The following is a 17698-nucleotide window of genomic DNA, read 5'->3' as shown; positions in this document are numbered from 1 at the left end:
CTCATTGCTTTCCGGGCAGGATCGATTCGAGCACCTGCCGCGCTGCTCCCTTGATCATCCCGCTTTCGTTCGGATCGCCCTTCATCAGGGCGAGTGAGAAATTCTTCGCCTGCTGCAGCGTGATATGCGGCGGCAGCGGCGGCACCTCGGGATCGGTTTTCACTTCCAGCACGACGGGCATCTCGCTCGCCAGCGCTTGCTCCCAGGCCGAGCCGAGCAGCTGTGGGCTGTCGACGAAGATGCCGCGCAGACCGATCAGCTCGGCGAAGCGCGAGTAGGAGACATCGGGAATGCGCTGGGAAGCCTCGAATTTGGGATCACCGTTGATGATGCGCTGCTCCCAGGTCACCTGGTTGAGATCCTCGTTGTTGAAGACGCAGACGATGAAGCGCGGATCTTTCCAATCGCGCCAATACTTCGCAGCGGTGATCAGCTCGGCCATGTTGTTCATCTGCATGGCGCCGTCGCCGACAAGCGCAATCACGGGGCGGTCCGGCTGGGCGTATTTGGCCGCGAGCGCATAAGGCACCGCGGCCCCCATCGAGGCGAGGCCGCCGGAAAGCGAGGCTGTCATGCCGCGCCGCATCTTCAAGTCCCGCGCGAACCAATTGGCGCAGGAGCCGGAATCGCTGGTGATGATGGCGCGGTCGGGCAGGCGGGGAGACAATTCCCAGGCGACGAGCTGTGGATTGACGGGCGCCGCGGGCTGATGCGCGCGGTCATCCAACGTCTTCCACCAGCTCGCAACGTCGTCTTCGATAGACCTGCGCCAGGCGTCGTCGGCTTTGGGCCGGAGTCGCGGCAACAATGCGCGCAGCGTCTCGGCGGCGTCTCCGACGAGGCCGACCTCCATGGGAAAGCGGATCGACATCATGCCGGCGTCGACGTCGATCTGCACGCCGCGCGCCGCTCCTTCCTTCGGCAGGAATTCGGCGTACGGAAAGGCCGAGCCCACCATCAGCAGCGTGTCGCATTCCATCATCATGTTGTAGCTGGGCTCGGTGCCGAGCAGACCGATCGAGCCGGTGACCCATGGCAGGTCGTCGGGCAGCGCGGCCTTGCCGAGCAGTGCCTTGGCGCAGCCGGCCGATAGCCGGTCGGCGACCGCGATGACTTCGTCGGTGGCGCCAAGCGCGCCCGCGCCGACGAGCATGGCGACCTTCTTGCCGGCGTTGAGCACCTCCGCGGCGCAGTCGAGATCCGCCTCGCGCGGCGTGATGCTGGGTGCGCTATAGCCGATGCCGGAATGCAGGGTGCCGTGTGCGCGGGGCGGATTCTCGTAAGGCTCTTCCTGCAGGTCGTTCGGCAGGATGATCACGGTCGGGGTCCGCCGCGCCAGCGCAATCCGCACCGCACGATCGATCAGGTGTCGCACTTGCGCAGGCGAGGATGCCTGCATGACGTAGGCGCCGGCGACGTCCTTGAACATCGAGAGAAGATCGAGTTCCTGCTGATAGTGCCCGCCGAGGGCGTTGCGCGATTGCTGGCCGACAATCGCCAGCACCGGCTGGTGATCGAGCAGCGCATCGTAGAGCCCGGTGACGAGATGCGAGGCGCCGGGGCCAGAGGTCGCAATGCAGACGCCGATCTCGCCCGAGAATTTTGCGTAAGCGGTTGCCATGAATGCCGCCATCTCCTCGTGCCGCGCCTGCACGAACCCGATCCTGCCTTCGGCCCGGTTCATTGCACCGAACACGCCGTTGATGCCGTCGCCAGGATAGCCAAAGATGTGGCGCACGCCCCATTGATGCAGACGCTGGACGATGAAGTCGGAGACGGTCTGGGACATTGCGCGTGGCCTTGGCTTGGCAGTTGTGAAACCCAGAGAACCGCTCGTTTCGTGCGATGTTCCTGACCCGCTCACGGAACATGCACCGGAACGATCGCGTGCCTATCCGGTTGGTTTTGCACGTGGCTGAGTGGGAGAATTTCGATGTTGAACCAAAACGAACTGGATCGCAGCGAGACGGGCCGTTTGATCGGCAGCGACAAGGTCGAGGGAACTTCGGTCTATGGCGCCGATCGCAACCGGATCGGTACGATCGAGCGCGTGATGATCGACAAGATCAGTGGACGGGTGTCATACGCCGTGCTCGGTTTTGGTGGATTCCTGGGGCTGGGCAACGACCACTACCCGTTGCCCTGGCAGTCGCTGAAATACGACACCGAGCTTGGCGGTTATGTCACCGGCATCACCACCAAGGAGCTGGAGGGTGCGCCGAAATACGGCGCACGAAGCGATTGGAACTGGAGTGACGATGCCGCGGTGCGCGGCATCAACTCCTATTACGGCGTTCCCTTCGTTTGAGATTTCAGGGAAAGGGAGATCGATGAGCAAGGAACGGCCCAATGACGATCCCCGGCAGCAGAACGACTGGGGCTCGCACCGGCAGACGGATAAGCCCTGGAAGGGCAATCCCGAGAAGGAACAGGCGTCGGACAAGGTGAAGCCCGATCTCGAGAAGTGGCACGAGACGAACACGCACTGAAGCTGCGCCCCATTGCGGCGGTGCTGTGCCCGATCGATTTGAGAGTGCCAGCGCGCGGGCACTAGAGTTTAGGCCGTTCCAAGACCTGCTTCCCTCCGCCCCGGTCCCGCATGCACGTGCACCTGCTTGGCATGCAGCGCCTCGCCACACTCCGAGCACACCATGACGGGATCGAACAGCTTGCCGCAAGCCTTGTGCTCATGCAGCAGCGGGCGGCCGCGCTCGTCGCCCATATGGGTGTCGCCCCAATGCACCATCGCCATGATGATCGGGTAGAGATCGAGCCCCTTCCGGGTGAGGATGTATTCGTAGCGCTTAGGTGCCTCGGAATAGGGGACGCGGCGCAGGATGCCGAAGCGGACCAGCTTCTTCAGCCGCTCCGAGAGCAGGTGGCGCGTGATCTGGAGCGAGGACTGGAACGCCTCGAACCGCCGCACCCGCAAGAAGCACTCGCGCAGGATCAGCAGCGTCCAGCGGTCGCCGACCACGGCGACGGTGCGGGAAAGCGAGCAGGGCTCCTCGTCCAGCGTGTCCCATTTCATGTGCGGTCTCCGATGTCCAAGTCTGAAAAAGGAACTGATCTGAACTATCAACACAATTTCGAGCCGAACAGTAGCATTGTGTGCCCGGATTTGACAGTTCTATTTTAGAACTATAGCCTCCGGCCCAACGACACCTGTTCTCACCGGAGGAGGCAACCTTGCCCAAGCGAAACGCGACCGCCGCCGTGATCGGGGCCGGAGATTTCATCGGCTCCGAGATCGCCAAGAGGTTTGCCGCCGAAGGGTTCTCGATCTTCGCCGGCCGCCGCAATGGCGACAAGCTCGCGCCGCTCGTGAAAGACATCGAGGCCGCAGGTGGCGAGATCCACGCGCGCTCGCTCGATGCACGGAAGGAAGATGAAGTCATCGCCTTCCTCAATGATGCCGACAAGCACGCGCCGCTGGAGGTCTGCATTTTCAATGTCGGCGCCAACGTCAATTTCCCGATCCTCGACACCACCGAGCGCGTGTTCCGGAAAGTGTGGGAGATGGCCTGCTATTCCGGTTTCCTCGCAGGGCGCGAGGCGGCGCGGCTGATGCTGCCGCGCGGCGGCGGCAACATCTTCTTCACTGGTGCCACGGCCTCCCTGCGCGGCGGCAGCGGCTTTGCCGCCTTCGCCAGCGCCAAGTTCGGCCTGCGCGCAGTCGCGCAGGCGATGGCGCGCGAGCTCGGGCCGAAGAACATCCACGTCGCTCATCTCATCATCGATTCCGGGGTCGACACCGAATGGGTGCGTCAGCGGCGGCTCGAGGCGCTCGGGCCGAATGCGCTTGATAATCCCGACCTCCTGATGCCGCCGTCGTCGGTCGCCAATGCCTATTGGCAGCTTTACCAGCAGCCCAAGACTGCCTGGACCTTCGAGATGGAAATCCGCCCGTTCGGAGAGAAATGGTGATCGCGGCGCGAAAGTCCGGCTAGACTGATCTCAACATCAAGCAAATTCCGGGAGGTACTTAAGTGAAGACCGCGATCACCGACTTGTTCGGCATCGAGCACCCCATCATTCAGGGCGGCATGCATTTCGTCGGCTTTGCCGAGCTGGCCGCTGCCGTCTCCAATGCCGGCGGACTCGGCATCATCACCGGTCTCACGCAGAAGACGCTGGAATTGCTCGCGAAGGAGATCGCGCGCTGCCGCGACATGACCGACAAGCCGTCCGGGGTGAACCTCACCTTCCTGCCCACCTTCTCGGCGCCGCCCTATCCCGAATACATTGCGGCCATCGTCGAGGGCGGCATCAAGGCGGTGGAGACCGCAGGGCGCAGCCCGGAAGCCTACATGCCCGCGCTGAAGGCCGCCGGCATCAAGGTCATCCACAAATGCACGTCAGTTCGTCACTCGCTGAAGGCCGAGCGCATCGGCTGCGACGCCGTCAGCGTCGACGGCTTTGAATGCGGTGGACATCCCGGCGAGGACGACATTCCCAACATGATCCTGCTGCCGCGCGCGGCCGAGGAGTTGAAGATCCCGTTCGTCGCCTCCGGCGGCATGGCCGACGGGCGCAGCCTCGTCGCCGCGCTGTCGCTGGGTGCCGCCGGCATGAACATGGGCACGCGCTTCATCGCCACCAAGGAAGCGCCGGTGCATCAGAACGTCAAGAACGCGCTGGTCGCGGCCACCGAGCTCGACACCCGCCTGATCATGCGGGCGCTGCGCAATACCGAGCGCGTCCTCAAGAACGCCAATGTCGACCGCCTGGTCGAGATCGAGCGCGAGAAGGGCGCCAAGCTCACGATCGACGATATCCACGATCAGGTCGCGGGTGTCTATCCCAAGATCATGCTGGACGGCCAGATGGACGCCGGCGCCTGGAGCTGCGGCATGGTCGCAGGCCTGATCCACGACATCCCATCCTGCAAGGAGCTCATTGATCGCATCATGGGCGAGGCGGAAACCATCATTCGCAGTCGCCTGATCGGGTTCCTGGACGGGGCGGAAGCGACGCGAAAGGTCGCCTGACACCACCAAACTTCTTAACCACGGCCGCATTTGACCGCTGGAATTGCGCGTGACGCCTCCTAAATAGGGGTAAATTGCCCCTTTAATAAATCAATTTCAGGAGGCGTCCGTGGTCCTGAAAAGCGTTCCCTTCGCAATTGCCCTTGCCCTCGCGATCGCAGGGGGCGGCATTGCGCGCGCTGACGACTACAAGCCCGACGAATATCTCGGCCTCGATCTGTCCAAGGCTGTGCTGTCGCCGAAGCGTCTCGGGCCGGAGACGCACTTCGCACCGGTCGCACTCGAAGCGCGCGGCGGCAACGAGGCGCAGGCGCGCGCTGTGCCCGTCGACGTCCCGAAGAAGGTTGCGGCTGAACGCGTCCGCGTGGCCGAGCCGAAGGTCGCGCATACCAGGAGCGCACAGCCCCGCGGCGCCGCCCGCGCCAAGCTCGCGAATCGCCGCGGCAATCCGCTCGATGCACAGGCGATGGACACGCGCATTCAGACCTGGCCCTGCCGCTCCGGTGGCATCTGCAACTGGAAGCGCTAGCCGCGGCGTTGCGACCGCTTCACCTCGCCCCGCAAGCGGGGAGAGGGAGTAGGCCGTTGTTCCGGCCGCATCTCCTACGTCATCCCTGCGTCGCAAAACCGTAGGCGGGGAGTCAACAAACCGTAAGCTGGAAGACAAGGAGCGCAGGCACCTTTCGTCGCGATTCGACGAAGGTCTCCTGAATGGCAACGCTCCGCGCCTCGCGCGCATGGACCCGGCGGCAGTTCCTGGTCCGCTCCGTCTCCAGCCTCGCCATCGCCTCGCTTGCGAAGCCTCACCTGAGCCGCGCCGCTGATCGCCCGCAGATCGCAGGCGGCATCCAGTCCGGCGATGTCTCGGGCGGCTCTGCCGTGGTCTGGGCGCGCGCCGACCGGCCGGCTCGGATGCAGGTGGAATGCTCGACCGTCGAGAGCTTCAAGACGATCATCGCGTCAGCCTCCGGCGATGCACTGCCTGACGCCGATCTCACCTCAAAACTGCTGCTGAACGATCTGCCTCCCGGGCAGGACATCTTCTACCGGGTCCGCTTCGACGACATTGCCACCGGTCTTGCCGGCGAAAGCCGCATCGGCCATTTCCGCACCGCGCCGGCAGCTAGCCAATCGATCTCGTTCCTGTGGTCCGGCGACACCGCGGGGCAGGGCTGGGGCATCGACGTCTCCCGCGGCGGCTATCGCAGCTATCGGACGATGCTCGACAACCGGCCGGATTTCTTCATCCATTCCGGCGACCACATCTATGCCGACTGCACGATTCCTGCCGAGCAGAAGCTGCCGAATGGCGAGACATGGCGCAACTTCGTCACCGAGGAGAAATCGGAGGTCGCGCACACGCTGGCGCAGTTCCGCGGCAATTACAGATACAACCACCTCGACGAGCACTTCCGCGCCTTCCACGCGGAGGTGCCGATGTTCGCGCAATGGGACGATCACGAGGTCACCAACGACTGGTCGCCCACCGGCAGCCATGACGAGTCCGGCTACGAGGACGACGGCACGCCGCGCCTGGTCGCGCGCGCCCGCCGCGCCTTCTTCGACTTTATGCCGATCCGCGACATCGGCGCGCGAAAAGGCCGCGTCTATCGCAAGATCGCCTACGGGCCGCTGCTGGACGTCTTCATGATCGACATGCGCAGCTACCGCGATGACAGCTGGAACAAAGGCGATGATCACCGCGGCTGGATCCTGGGCGCCGAGCAGCTCGCCTGGCTGAAGCGCGAGCTTGCCGCCTCGCGCGCAACCTGGAAGGTGATCGCGGCCGATTTGCCGATCGGCCTGATCAGCCTGGATGCCGTGGCGCTCGGCGATGGGCCGCCCGACCGACGCGAGCACGAGATTGCTGATTTGCTAGCGTCCATCAAGCGCGCCGGCATCCGCAACATCGTCTGGCTCACTGCCGACATGCACTACACCGCCGCGCACTATTACGATCCGAACAAGGCGCGATTCCAGGATTTCGCCCCGTTCTGGGAGTTCGTCTCCGGCCCGCTGCATGCCGGCACCTGGGGACCTGGCGAGCTCGACGACACCTTTGGCCCGGTTGCGATGTATCAGCATGGCTGTAGCCCCGCGCAGGGCGAGAATCTGGCGCCCTGCTTCGGCTTGCAGTTCTTCGGCAGGGTCGACATCGATGGCCGCAGCGGTGTGATGACCGTGACCTTGAAGGATGTCGACAATCGCGACCTCTGGTCGGTCGATATCGTGCCGCAGCCGCAGGTGCGTCCGGCCGTGGTGGCGCAGCATTGGTAGGCCGCTAACCCGATCTTGATTGGCCGTGCGGCACCTCGGCACTATAGTTGCTGCTCCCGCCACTTCTTTTCCATCACCGAAGAGTCCGTCGCCGCGGTCTCACCGCGCGTCCGGTGGGATGAATTACCTCAGGAGCCTTTTTCATGGATCATCTGAAAACACAGGGCATCAGCATGCCCAAGCTCGGCCTCGGCACCTTCCGCATGCAGGGCGATGCCTGCCGTGCCGCGGTCGAGAACGCGCTGTCGATCGGCTATCGCCACATCGATACCGCCGAAATGTATGCCAATGAGGAGTCGATCGGCTCGGCCATCGCGTCGTCCCGCGTGCCGCGCGGCGAGCTGCACGTCACCACAAAAGTCTGGCACGAGAACCTCCCCCCGGATGCGATCCGCCGCGCTTTCGACGCCAGCCTGCAAAAGCTCCGGCTCGACCATGTCGACCTCTATCTCGTGCACTGGCCGTCGAGGGCTGCGAACTGGGGCGCGGTGTTCGAGACCATGATGAAGCTGAAGGAGGAGGGGCGCACGCGGGCCATCGGCGTTGCCAATTTCACCACCGCGCTGCTCAAGGTCGCGGTCGAGGACATCAAGGCGCCGATCGCCTGCAATCAGGTCGAATATCACGCCATGCTCGATCAATCGAAGGTGCTGGCCTATCTCCAGGCCAAGTCGATTCCGCTGGTTGCCTATTGTCCGCTGGCGCAAGGACGTTTCGCGACCGATCCGGTGCTGGCCGAAATCGGCACCAGGCACAACGCGACCGCCGCGCAGGTCGCGTTGAAATGGCTGCTCGACCAGGACGGCGTCGCCGCGATCCCGAAGGCCTCGCGCCGTGAGAGCCAACAGGCCAATCTCGACGCGCTGAAGATCACGCTCGACGATGCCGATCGCAGGAAGATCGCTGGGCTGGCGAAGGACAAGCGCTGCGTCAATCCCGGCTTCGCACCGGCATGGGATTAGGCGCTGTCACCCGCTGCCCTTGTGAGAGAAGAGAGCACGCAAGGAAATGGCCCCCGCGAGGGGCCATTTTCATTCGCGTTGCGCATGAGGCGCCAGTGGCGATGGCTGCGCTTGATAATGGCGGCTAACCGCAGCGCTGCTGCGCGGGAGTTGGTGCGGCGGTGGCGACGTACTTGCCATCCCTGATCGTGTACTCGCCGCGCTCGCTGCGATTGTAGATCGCGCGCAGGCTGCCGTCCTTCTGCAACAGCAGTCCAAATTCGCGCGCCTGGCGCAGGGTGGGGAAGTACACCATCACATTGAGCAGGCCCTCGGCATTGACTGTGGCGGACACCACTTCGTTCTCGTCCCTGGCCTCGCCGAAATCGCGGCGGTACATCACCCGTCCGTCCTTCCGGATCTCGTAAGTCAGGAGCGCCCCCATGTCCCGGTCGGGCCGGGCCCCGCAGTCGACCGCCCACGAGCCGAGCAGGCCCCATTGCTCCACGGTTGCAGCCAGCGTCTCGGCGCCGGCCATGGAGGTGAACGCGACCCACAGCACCGCAGCCGCAGCGGTCCAGCGGCTCAAACAACGCATCATGTCCTGAAAGACCCCGCCTCGAAGAATTCCAAAGTGTAGCATCACGCTCGCGGCCGTTCCACGCTAGCTGCCGATCGCTCGCGAATTTGATCCGCGTCAATGAGGCAGGGCGTTTCGAGGGTAGGATGGCGTTCCCGAAGGCGAACGTGGATAGACCAATGCTGAATCAAGTCATGGATTTTGCGGGCGAAGTGCTGCCGGGGAGCTGTGCCGAACCGCCATATTCCGAGGCCGCGTTTCTAACCGAGCTGGGCGATCGCTTACGGTCCTCGCGCATGCGCTGCGATCTGTCCCGCCGCGAGCTGGCCCGCCGATCCGGGATCTCCGAGCGCTATATCGCCCAGATCGAGGCCGGCAAGGGCAACGTCTCGATCGTCCTGTTGCTGCGGCTGGCATCCGCGATCCACGGCAGCCAGCCCCAGGCGGCGTGAGGAGACGCTCGACCAGGCCTCAGGCCAGCTTCTCCACATTGGCGCTGCGGGCCGGCACGCCGAATTCCTTACGGCAGACCTCGGCCAGCACGGCGACGCCCTCGCGGATTTGCTGATGCGTGGGGCTGGCAAAGCACAGCCGCAGGCGTGAGCTGGAATGGCCCTTGTTGGTCGACCACTCCGGCCCCGGATTGATCGAGACGCCGGCCGCGAGCGCAGCCTGATACAGCTTCAGCGTATCGACCTGGTCGGGCAGCTTCACCCAGAGAAAGATGCCGCCCTTCGGCTCCTCGAATTCGGCGGCCGTCCCGAACTGCTCGTTCAGCGCTTCCATCAGCGTGTCGAGCTTGGTGCGCAGCGCCTTCGTCAGGGCCGGCACATGGCTTGCGAAATGCGGCTTGCAATAGGCGGCCAGCACCATCTGCTCCAGCGCACCGGAGCCCGCATCGGTCTTCAGCGCCAGCATCCGCGACATCACCTCCCAGGGCGCCACGACGAAGCCGACGCGCAGCGCCGGCGCGATCGACTTGGAGAACGAGCCGATATGGATCACCCCGCCGTTCGGGCTCATCGCGTAGATCGCGGGCGGCCGCTGCCCCGACCAGACGAGGTCGGCATAGCAATCGTCCTCGAAGATGGGCACGCCGTATTCGGTTGCGAGCCGCACCAGCTCAGTGCGCCGGCTCTCGGGCATGATGCTGCCGGTCGGGTTCTGCACCGTCGGAATGGTGTAGATGTATTTCGGCCGGATCCCGCGGCTCTTCAGGCCGGCGAGCGTCGTCGCCAGCACGTCCATGCGCATGCCATCCTTGTCGAGGGGAATGCCGACGACGTTGACCCCAAGACGTGCCAGGCGGGTCAGGGAGCCCTGATAGCTCTCCTGCTCGAAAATCACGGTGTCGCCGCGCGCCAGCAGCGTGGCGTTGACGAGGTCGAGCGCCTGGAGCGAGCCGGAGACGATCAGGAGGTTGTCGACCGTACAGGCGATGCCGGCATCGCGCTTGAGTTTCGTCACCAGGAATTCGCGCAAGGGGAGGTAGCCCTGCGGACCATGCGCCAGCCCGTAAGTAGCGAGCGAGCGGCCCTCGCGCCGCAGCACCGTGTTGGTCGCTTCGATCAGCTCGTCGAGCGGCACCTGTTCGGAATCGTTATTGCCGCCGACGAAGCTGTACTTGGCAAGGCCCGTCCAGCGCGCAGAGGGGGCCGGCAGCCCTGCCGGAAACAGGGGCGCGAAATCGAAGCTGGACGTCATGGGAGCGTTCCTCGTTTTGTTCTTGTTGAGCGGCGGCTTTGCACCGGTCGCCTTATTTGTTGCCGGCCGTCCTAGTCGGGCGGCCTCACTTCTTTGTGGCCGTCCTGGTCGGACGGCCTTGGCTGATGAAAGCGTAGTGCGCGTTGGCGATGCCGCCAACCATCAAGGCTTCGACCACCGGCTCGGCGATCTCGCCGGTGGCAGCCCAGTCGACGAGAAAATTGGCACCGGTCCCGCCGCGCACGTCATCGGTCGGAATGAAGATCGACACGGTGGCGAGCGGCCTCAAGGCCACCGGCGTCTTCAGATAGCTCTCGACCTGCTTGCCTGCGGTGTCGAAATAGGCGATGCGTTTGACGACCAGCGGCCGGGTCTCGGAGGCGTTGTGTACGCTGAGCGTCACCGAGAAGTCGACACGCAGCTTGCCCTGGCTCATCGCGACGCTGGAATAGGCGGGCACGTAGAATCCCCCGGAGACGGCGAGGTCCTCCGTCGGCAGCGCGGTGAGCGAATCGGTAAAGTTTTGTTCGATACTGACCTTGGATTGCGCGGCGGCGGGCACGGCAAAGGCGAGGGGACCGAGCAGCATGGCTGCGAAGAGCCCATTGCGCATGTGACGAATTGCTCGCTTGCCGCACCGCAACCCGTCTCTAGGGTGCGGCAAAACGGACCAATTTGGCATGCACGAGCTCATTCGCGACATCACTCTCTCTATCCTGTTTGCCTGGATGCTGGGCCTTCTCGCCCATTTCTCCCGGCAACCGCTGATCCTGGCCTACCTTATCGCCGGCTTTTGCATAGGTCCATTCGGTGCCGGCTGGGTCCATTCGCAGGAATCGATCAGCGTCATCTCCGAGCTTGGCCTGATCTTCATGCTGTTCATGATCGGGCTCGAGATCGACCTGAAGAAGATCGTGCGGGCAGGGCGGGTGATCCTGTTCGCGGCGGGCAGCCAGCTGCTCGGCGGCTGTCTGCTCGGGGTCCTGTACTTCGTCGGCATTGGCCTGTCGCTCGGCGGCGGGCATTTCGATGCGGTCTATCTCTGTGTCGCCTGCGCGCTGTCGAGCACCGTCATCATCGTCAAGGTGCTCTACGAGAAACGCGAGCTCGATACGCTGCCGGGCCGCATCACCCTCGGCATCCTGGTGCTCCAGGACATCTTCGCCATCCTGTTTCTGGCGGTGCAGCCGAGCCTGGCCAATCTGCAGGTCAGCGTCATCCTGCTCTCGATCGGCCGCGTCGCGGTGCTGGTCGCGGCCGCGCTGCTGGTCAGCCGCTATGTGCTGCCGCGCCTGTTCCACCAGATCGCCCGGCGGCCCGAGCTGATCCTGCTCGGCGCGCTCGCCTGGTGCTTTCTGGTCGCCGAGACCGCGCACAGGCTGTCGCTGTCGCGCGAGATGGGCGCGTTGATCGCAGGCGTCTCGCTCTCGACCTTCCCTTACGCGCTCGATGTCACCGCCAAGGTCACCACGCTGCGCGACTTCTTCATCACGCTGTTCTTCGTTGCGCTCGGCATGACCATTCCCGTGCCCGGCCTCTCGGTGATCAGCCTTGCCTTGATGATCGCGGCGTTCACGGTGGTGAGCCGCCTCGTCACCACCTTCACCCCGCTCTACTTGATGAAGCAGGGCCTGCGCGCCAGCCTGTTGCCGGCGCTCAACCTCGCGCAGATCTCGGAATTCTCGCTGGTGGTGATCCAAACCGGCATCAACGACCATCACATCGCAGCCGAGACGGCGAATGCGGCCTCCTTCGCCTTCGTGGTGCTGGCGGTGCTCTCCACCTTCGTGATGACCCGCAGCGACGAGATCACCCGCTGGGCGATCGGTCCCTTGAAGCGGATCGGCCTGCGCGATCTCGACCACGGCGACGGCCATGCCGAGGAGGGCCACGAGGGCCATGGCGAAGCCCGCCGAATCGTCATCCTCGGCTTCTTCCGTGCCGCGAGCGCGCTGCTGGCCGAGATCGAACGGCAGACGCCTGTGATGCTCGAGCAGATCACCGTGGTCGATTTCAACCCCAATGTGTACCAGACCCTGCTCTCGCGCGGCTTGCACGTGATCTATGGCGACATCAGCAATGTCGATACGCTGCTCCATGCCGGCATCGGCAAGTCCGAGATGATCATCCTCAGCGTGCCGGATTCGCTGCTGAAAGGCGCCACCAACGAGAAGCTGGTCCGCCACGTCCGTGCGCTCAATCCGACCGCCCTGATCGTCGCCACGGCCGACCTCTTGGCCGACGTCGGCGCGCTTTACGAGGCTGGCGCCAGTTACGTCACCGTAACCCGGCTCAGCGATGCACATGAGCTGTTTACCGTGATCGAAGCCGCCCAGGCCGGCCTGCTGGCGGACAAGCGCGCCGAGCTCGATCAGCGCCTCGGCGAGCGCCGCGAGGTGCTGCCCTGATGGCGTCCGGCCGCCTTCCTTGCGGGCAATCTGCGCCTATATCGCTGGTATGCCCGGTGCAAGCCTGAAACGCCTTGGCAGGCCTGCCGTCAGGCATATGTGGTTGCGCTGGGGAGACTAGCGCCCCGCCCCAAGTCCGGCTAAGCCTCCCCGCCATAACCGATAGAGATTGGGAAATGCCCGATAGCGTTCAGGAAGTCTTGCAGGCCTTTGCCGGGGGTGAGCTCGTGGTCGTCACCGACGACGAGGATCGTGAGGGCGAGGGCGATCTGATCGTCGCCGCCTCGCTCTGCACGGCCGAGAAGATGGCCTTCATCATCCGCCATACCTCCGGCATCGTCTGCGCGCCCGTGACGACCGAGGACGCGCGCCGCCTGCGGCTCGATCCGATGGTCGCCCACAACGATTCCGCGCACACCACCGCGTTCACGGTCTCGATCGACTATAAGCCCGACGGCGGCACCGGCATCTCCGCCGAGGAGCGCGCCTCGTGCTGCCGCGCGCTCGCCAATCCCAATGTCGGCGCCAACGACTTCGCCCGGCCCGGACACATCTTCCCGCTGATCGCCAAGGACGGCGGCGTGCTTTTGCGCTCCGGTCACACCGAGGCCGCCGTCGACCTCTGCAAGCTCTCCGGCCTGCCGCCGGTCGGTGTCATCAGCGAGCTCATGAACGACGATGGCAGCGTGATGAAGGGCGAGCAGGTTGCCCGCTTCGCCGCCGAGCACAAGCTCAAGCACGTCACCATCGCGGATATGATCGCCTACCGCCAGGCGCGCGAGAAACTGATCGAGCGGGTCTCGACTTTCGTCACCGAGAGCCCGATCGGTCCCTTGCAGGGCTATGCCTACCGCTCGCCGTTCGATTCCATCGCTCACGTTGCCTTCGTCTATAACGGCGTCGGCGACGGCAAGAACGTGCTGACGCGCTTCCACAAGCCGAACATCGTCAAGGACACCTTCACCGGCCACAAGCGCATGGCGGTCGTGCTCGAGCATTTCAAGAAATCAGGCCGTGGCGTGCTGGTTTACTTGCGTGACGGCGCGGCCGGTGTCCCCGTGGCGCCGCTGCCGGACGAGTCGGCGACCGAGGCTGACCGCAACCGCCAGTGGCGCGAGGTCGGTGTCGGCGCGCAGATCCTGCGCGACCTCGGCGTCACCTCGATCCGGCATCTCACCTCCTCGGTGCACGACTACAAGGGTCTGTCGGGCTTCGGCATCGAGATCGTCGCCAACGAGCAGCTCGAAAGCTGACCACGTCGCTTCGAGGGTGCGCGCCGCTGCGCCGCCCCGGAACGAACGAAGCCAGGATGCAATTGAACTTGTTGCCGCGGCGCTTTACTTTGTCCGGCAATTATTGACGGAACCAGACGCGAAAGGACGTTTCATGAGCGTGCGCCCTCAGGCCAAGGATAAGCCGGCTGCGGCTTCTTTCCAGTGGGACGATCCGTTCCTGCTCGACGAGCAGCTCACCGAAGACGAGCGCATGGTGCGCGACACCGCTCGCGCCTACGCCCAGGACAAGCTGCTGCCGCGCGTCTCCAAGGCCTACCTCGAAGAGAAGACCGACCGCGAGATCTTCAACGAGATGGGCGAGCTCGGCCTGATCGGCATCACGCTGCCGGAAGAGTATGGCTGCGCCAATGCGAGCTATGTCGCCTATGGCCTCGTCGCGCGCGAGATCGAACGGGTCGATTCCGGCTATCGCTCGATGAACTCGGTGCAGTCCTCGCTGGTGATGTATCCGATCTACGCCTATGGCGACGAGAACCAGCGCAAGAAGTACCTGCCGAAGCTCGCCAGCGGCGAGTGGGTCGGCTGCTTCGGCCTGACGGAGCCCGACGCCGGCTCCGATCCGGCCGGCATGAAGACCCGCGCGGAGAAGGTCTCGGACGGCTATCGCCTCACCGGCAGCAAGATGTGGATCTCGAACGCGCCGATCGCCGACGTGTTCGTGGTCTGGGCCAAGTCCGCCGCGCACGACAACCAGATCCGCGGTTTCGTGCTGGAGAAGGGCATGAAGGGCCTCTCCGCCCCGAAGATCGGCGGCAAGCTCTCACTTCGCGCCTCCATCACCGGTGAGGTCGTGATGGATGGCGTCGTGGTTCCGGAAGACGCCCTGCTGCCCAACGTCTCCGGCCTCAAGGGCCCGTTCGGCTGCCTCAACCGCGCGCGTTACGGCATCTCCTGGGGTGCGTTAGGGGCCGCCGAGGACTGCATGCATCGCGCCCGCCAGTACACGCTCGACCGCAAGCAGTTCGGCAAGCCGCTCGCCGCCACCCAGCTGGTGCAGAAGAAGCTCGCGGACATGGAGACCGAGATCGCGCTGGGCCTGCAAGCCTCGTTGCGAGTAGGCCGCCTGATGGACGAGGGCAAGTTCGCGCCCGAGATGATCTCAATCGTCAAGCGCAACAATTGCGGCAAGGCCCTCGATATCGCCCGCACCGCCCGCGACATGCATGGCGGCAACGGCATCTCGATCGAGTATCACGTGATGCGCCACGTCCACAATCTGGAGACGGTCAACACCTACGAGGGCACCCACGACGTTCACGCCCTGATCCTCGGCCGCGCGATCACGGGCATTCAGGCGTTTTTCTGATTTGGTTCTCCGTCATTCCGGGGCGCGCGAAGCGCGAACCCGGAATCTCGGGCTGCATGATTCCTGTTCCATCGAGATTCCCCGGTGCGCAATTGCGCACCTGTGGTCTGCCCCTCGCGGGCCATCCCGGATGACGCCAAGAACAAAGAAGAAGCCATGTCCGACAACGACGACGTCCCGTTCAACCGCAATTTCCCGCTGAAACCCGGCATCGTCGAGGAGGTCCGCCCCGGCGTGCGGCGCGTGCTCTGCAACAATCCGAGCCCGTTCACCTTCACCGGCACGGTCAGCTACATCGTCGGCGAGGGCAATGTCGCCATCATCGATCCGGGTCCGGATGACGAGGCGCATGCGGCTGCGCTGCTCGATGCCGTGCGTGGCGAGACGGTGACGCACATCTTCGTCACCCACACCCATCGCGACCATTCGCCGAACACCGCGCGGGTCAAGCGGGCGACCGGTGCGCCGGTTTATGCCGAAGGCCCGCATCGCGCCTCGCGCCCGCGTTTCGAGAGCGAGAAGCACAATCCGGAATCCGGCGCCGACCGCGATTTTGCGCCGGACGTCAACCTCGTACATGGCGACGTCGTGGAAGGCGGCGGCTGGCGGCTCGAGGCCGTGGCGACGCCCGGCCACACGGCCAACCATCTGGCATTCGCCTGGCCCGAGCGAAAATTCAACTTCGTCGGCGATCATGTGATGGGCTGGTCGACCTCGATCGTGGCACCGCCCGACGGCTCGATGATCGACTACATGGACTCGCTGGACCGGCTCGCGGCACGCGAGGAGGATCTCTATTTCTCAGGCCACGGCCCCGAGATCCCCGAGGCCGCACGCTTCGTGCGCTTCCTGATCCGTCACCGCAAGGCGCGTGAGGCCTCGATCCTGCACCGTCTCGCCAAGGGCGAGACCGACATCCCGACCATGGTCCGCGCGATCTATATCGGTATCGATCCTAGGCTGACGACAGCCGCTGGTTACTCGGTGCTGGCGCATCTCGAAGACCTGGTCGCCCGCGGCGTGGTCGCGACGGATGGCGACCCCGTGATCGGCGGAACATATCGGATGGCGAACGCGTAGCTCTCCGCCGTCATTCCGGGGCGATGCGCAGCATCGAACCCGGAATCTCGCGCCACAATGTCGAGATCCCGGGTTCGCCGCCCCGGGATGACGCTGACGCGTCACTTTTTCACCGTCTTCGCCGGCGCCTTGGGCGGCGCGACCGGCGTCTTCTTGACCGGCTTGAGCGCGTCGGCATCGGCGGCGGTGTTGAGATCGTCGATGAATTTTTTGACGCGCGCGGCGTTGCTGCCGAGATCGCTGTCGAAATTGCGCGAAGCAGAGCGGATATCGACGCGGGAATCATCGCCATCGGGCACGACCCTTATCGAAACGTCTTCGCGAAAACCCATGATCGGCGTGCGCGCGACCGCTTCGATGCGGCCGATGCGGCGCGGTGGCTGCGGTGCGCGCTCATCGATCACGATCCATTTGCGCTTGTGGACGAGCTGGAGCGCGATCGCATAGGCGCGGTCGGCCGAAATATCGAGCTCGACGGGCTCGATTTCGGGATAGAAGTGGCGCTGCTGCTCCGCCGAATAGAGGCCGGCGTAGACCGCGGGGTTGGTGCCCTCGCCGGTGCGCAGCCGCGCCAGCGCATCGAAGCGCGGCGGATCGATCGGATCGGAGGTGATGTCGTAAATCGACGGCAGCTTACGATATTGCAGGCCGAGATAGGCGGGGTAGGCGAGGATAGCGCCGTCGATCAGGAAGGCGAGCAGGATGCGCGCCATGCCACGCGAGCCGTTCTGCCAGATCGCGGCAAAGCCGGCGAGCCCGAACAAGATCGAGAGGCCGGCGATCGCGAGCCCGCCGAAGAAAGTCACAAGCGCCGGCTTCGGCTCCAGGAAATCGAAGCGGACGACGATGATCGACACCACCACCGCCACCACCGCGAACACGGCCAGATTGCGCGCCCAGCTCGCGAGGCTGGACACGGGCTCCGACTGGTAGGGAGCGGAAAACCTGCGGGCCATCGAGTGAGCTCTGCCGGGGTTGGCGATGCCGGCCGATCTGGCGCGACGATGGGCCGTTGAGACCACGGCGCGGGGGCAAATTCAAGGGTCGATCACCCTCTTACCCTCCCCTCCAGGGCAGGGGAATCGCATGTGGGATTCTGTAAGTCATTGCGAAGCG

The 17698-nt window shown here is 64.5% G+C and carries 18 protein-coding genes; 12 read left to right on the top strand and 6 right to left on the bottom strand.

The features are described from left to right. Position 1: 1 nt before the first annotated feature. Positions 2–1789, bottom strand: coding sequence for a thiamine pyrophosphate-requiring protein (locus tag ACVIIV_RS34190; protein ID WP_456748114.1), 1788 nt, complete (start codon positions 1787–1789; stop codon positions 2–4). 144 nt (positions 1790–1933) lie between these two features. Between ACVIIV_RS34190 and ACVIIV_RS34185 the strand changes: the two genes are divergently transcribed. Continuing rightward, positions 1934–2308: a PRC-barrel domain-containing protein gene (locus tag ACVIIV_RS34185; RefSeq protein ID WP_456748113.1), complete on the top strand. Its 375-nt coding sequence runs from the start codon at positions 1934–1936 to the stop codon at positions 2306–2308. Positions 2309–2330: 22 nt separating this feature from the next. Continuing rightward, on the top strand, positions 2331–2489 hold the full coding sequence (locus ACVIIV_RS34180; protein WP_198028190.1) for a hypothetical protein: 159 nt from the start codon (positions 2331–2333) through the stop codon (positions 2487–2489). Between the two features lie 68 nt (positions 2490–2557). Here ACVIIV_RS34180 and ACVIIV_RS34175 read toward each other — a convergent pair whose 3' ends face one another. Next, positions 2558–3031 carry a winged helix-turn-helix transcriptional regulator gene (locus ACVIIV_RS34175; RefSeq protein ID WP_456748112.1) on the bottom strand — a complete coding sequence of 158 codons (474 nt, stop codon included), beginning with the start codon at positions 3029–3031 and terminating at the stop codon, positions 2558–2560. Between the two features lie 158 nt (positions 3032–3189). On the opposite strand from ACVIIV_RS34175, the gene ACVIIV_RS34170 reads away from it, so the two are divergent. From ACVIIV_RS34170 to ACVIIV_RS34150, 5 genes are all read left to right on the top strand, one after another. Next, complete coding sequence (locus tag ACVIIV_RS34170; protein WP_456748111.1) at positions 3190–3927, top strand: SDR family oxidoreductase; 738 nt, start codon at positions 3190–3192, stop codon at positions 3925–3927. Positions 3928–3989: 62 nt separating this feature from the next. Next, positions 3990–4991, top strand: a complete 1002-nt coding sequence (locus ACVIIV_RS34165; RefSeq protein ID WP_456748110.1) for an NAD(P)H-dependent flavin oxidoreductase — start codon at positions 3990–3992, stop codon at positions 4989–4991. A gap of 109 nt (positions 4992–5100) precedes the next feature. Continuing rightward, complete coding sequence (locus ACVIIV_RS34160) at positions 5101–5520, top strand: hypothetical protein (RefSeq protein ID WP_456748109.1); 420 nt, start codon at positions 5101–5103, stop codon at positions 5518–5520. Positions 5521–5702: 182 nt separating this feature from the next. After that, on the top strand, positions 5703–7268 hold the full coding sequence (locus ACVIIV_RS34155; protein ID WP_456748108.1) for an alkaline phosphatase D family protein: 1566 nt from the start codon (positions 5703–5705) through the stop codon (positions 7266–7268). 143 nt (positions 7269–7411) lie between these two features. Beyond that, complete coding sequence (locus ACVIIV_RS34150; protein ID WP_456748107.1) at positions 7412–8230, top strand: aldo/keto reductase; 819 nt, start codon at positions 7412–7414, stop codon at positions 8228–8230. 124 nt (positions 8231–8354) lie between these two features. On the opposite strand, the gene ACVIIV_RS34145 is transcribed toward ACVIIV_RS34150, so the two are convergent. Beyond that, positions 8355–8807, bottom strand: coding sequence for a hypothetical protein (locus ACVIIV_RS34145; RefSeq protein WP_456748899.1), 453 nt, complete (start codon positions 8805–8807; stop codon positions 8355–8357). A 161-nt stretch (positions 8808–8968) separates the two neighbouring features. Between ACVIIV_RS34145 and ACVIIV_RS34140 the strand changes: the two genes are divergently transcribed. Further along, positions 8969–9241 (top strand): helix-turn-helix domain-containing protein, encoded by a 273-nt coding sequence (locus tag ACVIIV_RS34140; RefSeq protein WP_456748106.1) that lies wholly within the window; start codon positions 8969–8971, stop codon positions 9239–9241. Between the two features lie 19 nt (positions 9242–9260). Here ACVIIV_RS34140 and ACVIIV_RS34135 read toward each other — a convergent pair whose 3' ends face one another. Further along, positions 9261–10493, bottom strand: coding sequence for an aminotransferase-like domain-containing protein (locus ACVIIV_RS34135; RefSeq protein ID WP_456748105.1), 1233 nt, complete (start codon positions 10491–10493; stop codon positions 9261–9263). Positions 10494–10578: 85 nt separating this feature from the next. Then, entirely contained in the window at positions 10579–11106 is a 528-nt protein-coding gene (locus ACVIIV_RS34130) for a DUF3124 domain-containing protein (RefSeq protein WP_456748104.1), read from the bottom strand. 67 nt (positions 11107–11173) lie between these two features. Between ACVIIV_RS34130 and ACVIIV_RS34125 the strand changes: the two genes are divergently transcribed. From ACVIIV_RS34125 to ACVIIV_RS34110, 4 genes are all read left to right on the top strand, one after another. After that, a complete protein-coding gene (locus ACVIIV_RS34125) occupies positions 11174–12901 on the top strand; it encodes a cation:proton antiporter (RefSeq protein WP_456748103.1) in 1728 nt (575 codons plus the stop codon). A gap of 176 nt (positions 12902–13077) precedes the next feature. Beyond that, positions 13078–14154 carry a 3,4-dihydroxy-2-butanone-4-phosphate synthase gene (ribB, locus tag ACVIIV_RS34120; RefSeq protein WP_456748102.1) on the top strand — a complete coding sequence of 359 codons (1077 nt, stop codon included), beginning with the start codon at positions 13078–13080 and terminating at the stop codon, positions 14152–14154. Positions 14155–14287: 133 nt separating this feature from the next. Continuing rightward, a complete protein-coding gene (locus ACVIIV_RS34115; RefSeq protein ID WP_024340297.1) occupies positions 14288–15502 on the top strand; it encodes an acyl-CoA dehydrogenase in 1215 nt (404 codons plus the stop codon). 156 nt (positions 15503–15658) lie between these two features. Then, positions 15659–16582, top strand: coding sequence for an MBL fold metallo-hydrolase (locus ACVIIV_RS34110; RefSeq protein WP_456748101.1), 924 nt, complete (start codon positions 15659–15661; stop codon positions 16580–16582). Between the two features lie 101 nt (positions 16583–16683). On the opposite strand, the gene ACVIIV_RS34105 is transcribed toward ACVIIV_RS34110, so the two are convergent. After that, positions 16684–17538 (bottom strand): DUF1499 domain-containing protein, encoded by an 855-nt coding sequence (locus ACVIIV_RS34105; RefSeq protein ID WP_456748100.1) that lies wholly within the window; start codon positions 17536–17538, stop codon positions 16684–16686. Positions 17539–17698: the final 160 nt, after the last annotated feature.

The organism is Bradyrhizobium sp. USDA 4354 (assembly GCF_054060315.1).
Note: the sequence above shows the minus strand (reverse complement) of the source record. Positions and strands in the feature narration are given on the sequence as shown.